The sequence below is a fragment of the Aeromicrobium sp. genome (assembly GCF_036676885.1).
Lineage (GTDB): Bacteria > Actinomycetota > Actinomycetes > Propionibacteriales > Nocardioidaceae > Aeromicrobium.
Window position 1 is genome coordinate 1 of the sequence record NZ_JAKFCB010000061.1, and the last position, 3,167, is coordinate 3,167.

At 70.9% G+C, this 3,167-nt stretch carries 3 protein-coding genes; all 3 read right to left on the bottom strand.

Going from position 1 to position 3,167, the window contains the following annotated elements:
- A partial coding sequence (locus tag V6M46_RS03435) for a signal recognition particle receptor subunit alpha (RefSeq protein ID WP_332662369.1) occupies positions 1–309 on the bottom strand: 309 nt, incomplete at its 3' end.
- A gap of 199 nt (positions 310–508) precedes the next feature.
- The gene (locus V6M46_RS03440) at positions 509–2,797 is read right to left on the bottom strand and encodes a [protein-PII] uridylyltransferase (RefSeq protein ID WP_332662370.1); all 2,289 of its coding nucleotides are present in this window, start codon (positions 2,795–2,797) and stop codon (positions 509–511) included.
- 112 nt (positions 2,798–2,909) lie between these two features.
- Positions 2,910–3,167, bottom strand: a 258-nt coding sequence (locus tag V6M46_RS03445; protein ID WP_332662371.1) for a P-II family nitrogen regulator, incomplete at its 5' end; no start/stop codon positions are given.

The window sequence follows — 3,167 nt, forward strand, 5'->3', positions numbered from 1 at the left end:
GATGACGGTCGGCGGGTTCTTGGCGTAGCGGATGCGCCGCGTCTCGCCGCCGAGGATCGTGACGAGCTCGTCGTTGACGATCTTGATGACCTGCTGGGCGGGGTTGAGCGCCTGGCTCACCTCGGCGCCGCGGGACCGCTCCTTGACGTTGGCGATGAAGTCGCGGACGACCGGGACGGCGACGTCGGCATCAAGCAGCGCGACCCGGATCTCCCGTGCGACGGCGTCGATGTCCGCGTCGGAGAGTCTCCCCTTGCCGCGCAGGTTCTTGAACGCTGACTGCAGGCGATCTTGCAGGGTGTCGAACATACGTCGGTCGTCATCCTCGAATGGAGAGAAAGGGGTCTGGCCAACTCTAACCGAGACCCCAGGGCGCCTCCCCCTCGTGGGCGGTGACTTGGCGTCCACCTCTCAGGCCGAGCGGTGACCTGGCGTCCACTTCGATGCGCCAACTGGACGCCAACCCACCGCCGACGACGGGGAGTGGACGCTAAGTCACCGCCCGGGGTCAGGTGAGGGCGCTGGCGAGGGCGTCGCGCAGGGTCGTGGCGGTCGCGTCGTCGAGGGGGTGCCCATCGGCATCGACGACGTAGAACACGTCGCGGACCTCATCGCCGTACGTCGACATGTGCGCCGAGCGGATCGACAGGCCGAGCGAGGCGATCTGGTCGCACACGGTCCAGACCAGGCCGCGGCGGTCCTGCGCGCGCACCTCCACCAGCGTCGCGGTCTCCGAGAGCCGGTCGAGCAGGCGTACGCGCGCATCAGGCGCATCGGCGATCGAGGTCAGCTCCAGCCGCCCGGAGAGGTCGAGCTCGCCGGCCATCGCGGGGCGCAGACGATCGGTCAGCCGCGCCGCGTCGATGTCGGCCCGCGACACCTCCCACAGCGACACCGCAGCGTCGCCGAGCGTGACGGTGCGGGCCGACCGGATCGCCAGCCCGGCGAGGGCCAGACCACCGGCGAGATCAGCCATGACGCCCTGGCGGTCGGCGGTCACGATCTTCAGCAGCGAGCCCCCCTGGTGCGGCTCGACCGTGAGCGTGAAGTCGGCCGGCGCCATGGCGCCGTGGTCCGGGATCGGCACGCCGGCCGGCCAGCCCTCGTAGTCACTGGCCGTGGGCGTCGTGACGTTCTCGTCGAGGACCCTGCGGACCTTCTCGACGAGACCTTCCGTCAGGCCCTGCCGCCACGGCGACCACGCTGCGGGGCTCGTCGCCTGCGCGTCCGACGCGGTGAGCGCGGCCAGCAGGTCGAGGAAGTCCTCGGTCTCGACGATCTCCGCGACGTTGGCGGCTGTCGACGGGTCCTCGATGTCGCGCCGCGTCGCGATCGTGGGCAGCAGCAGGTGCCACCGTACGAGCTTGCCGACGACCGCGGCATCCTCGGCGCTGAAGCCCCACCGCTGCGCGATGCGTACGGCCATCGGCTCACCGACCTCGGAGTGGTCACCCTCGGCACCCTTGCCGATGTCGTGCAGCAGCGCCGCGACGACCAGCAGGTCGGGACGTGCCACGTCGCGCTTGACCTTCGCGGCGTACACACAGGTCTCGAGGCTGTGCCGGTCGACCGTGAAGCGGTGCACCGGCGACGACGAGCCACGCAGGCGGATCGCGATCCACTCGGGCAGCAACAGATCGATGACGCCGGCGAAGTCGAGCTCGTCCCACACGCGTACGAGCCCCCGCCCGGAGCTCAGCAGGTCGACCATCAGCCGCGACGACGACGGCGACCACGGATCGGGCAGCTCGCCCATCGACTCGGCGAGGCGGGTCGCCGAGCCCGGGCTGAGCGGCAGGCCCGCACGAGCGGCCGCGGCGGCAGCTCGGAGCGCAACCTCGGGGTCAGTGGTGGGATCTGCCTTGCCGGTGACGATGACCTCACCGTCGAGGATGCCGACGCCTTCGGCCAGCGGGGTCACGGCCGGGCCGGTCGGCGTGATGCTGCGCTTGCCCGGCGGCGCCAGCGCCTCGTCGATCTTGTGCCACGACAGCGACGCCAGGTGGGCGATGCGGCGGCCGAGCTGACGGGTGTGCAGGTCCAGCTCCTCGGCGCCCATGCCGAGGAAGCGTGCGACATCCGGTATGACGTCGGCGTCGAGCCGCTCGACCCGCCGACCGACGGTCTCGTGCAGAGCGTCGCGCACGTCGAGCAGGTCCGATCGCAGCGACTCGGACTCCCCATGGGGTACGTCGATCAGCCACGTCGCGACGAGCGCACGGAGGATCACGCTGTCGCGCAGCCCTCCCCCGGACTCCTTGAGGTCCGGCACGGCGGCGTGCGCGAGCCACCCGGCGCGGTCGATGCGCGAGTTGCGGGCCTGCCGCACCTCCTCGACCCGCGTACGGGCATCGCGGCGCCAGTCGGCCAGCACCTGCGAGCGCAGCGCCAGGACGAGCCCGGCATCGCCGGCGACAGTCCGCGCGTCGAGCATGCCCATGGCCGCGCGGTGGTCGGTCACGGCGGCGGCGCGCATCTGGACCGTGTCGCGCACGGAGTGGTCAAGGGCGACACCGTCGTTCCACAGGGGGTACCAGATCGCCTCGGCGACCTCCCGCACGACGGACTCGTCGACCGAGGGATCGTGCAGCAGCACGACGTCGAGATCGCTGAACGGCGAGAGCTCGGAGCGACCGTAGCCACCCACCGCGACGAGCGCCATGCCGGGACCCTCACGGGGATCGCTGCCGTCGGCCGGCACCGCCTCGGCGAACAGCTGCCGGAGCCTGCGGTCGGCCTCGAGCGCCCGGTCGCTTCGCTTCTGCGCAAGCGCGGCCTTGTCGAACTCGTGAGTCACGGTCGTGATCGTACGCAGCGGGCCGTGCCCGGGTGGCGCCGGACACACAGCACAGAGCCGCCGCAACACCCGTTGAGGCGTTGCGGCGGCTCCGTTGATGGTCGTTCAGGCCTTAGAGAGCAGCCTCGTCCGTCTCGCCCGTGCGAACGCGCACGACCGAGTCGACCGGGATGACCCAGACCTTGCCGTCACCGATCTTGCCGGTCTGCGCTGACCCGGTGATCGTGTTGACCACGCTCTCGACGTCGGCGTCGTCGACGACGACCTCGAGGCGGATCTTGGGGACCAGCGAGACGTCGTACTCAGCACCGCGGTAGACCTCGGTGTGTCCCTTCTGCTGGCCGTAGCCGCTTGCCTCGGTCACCGTCAT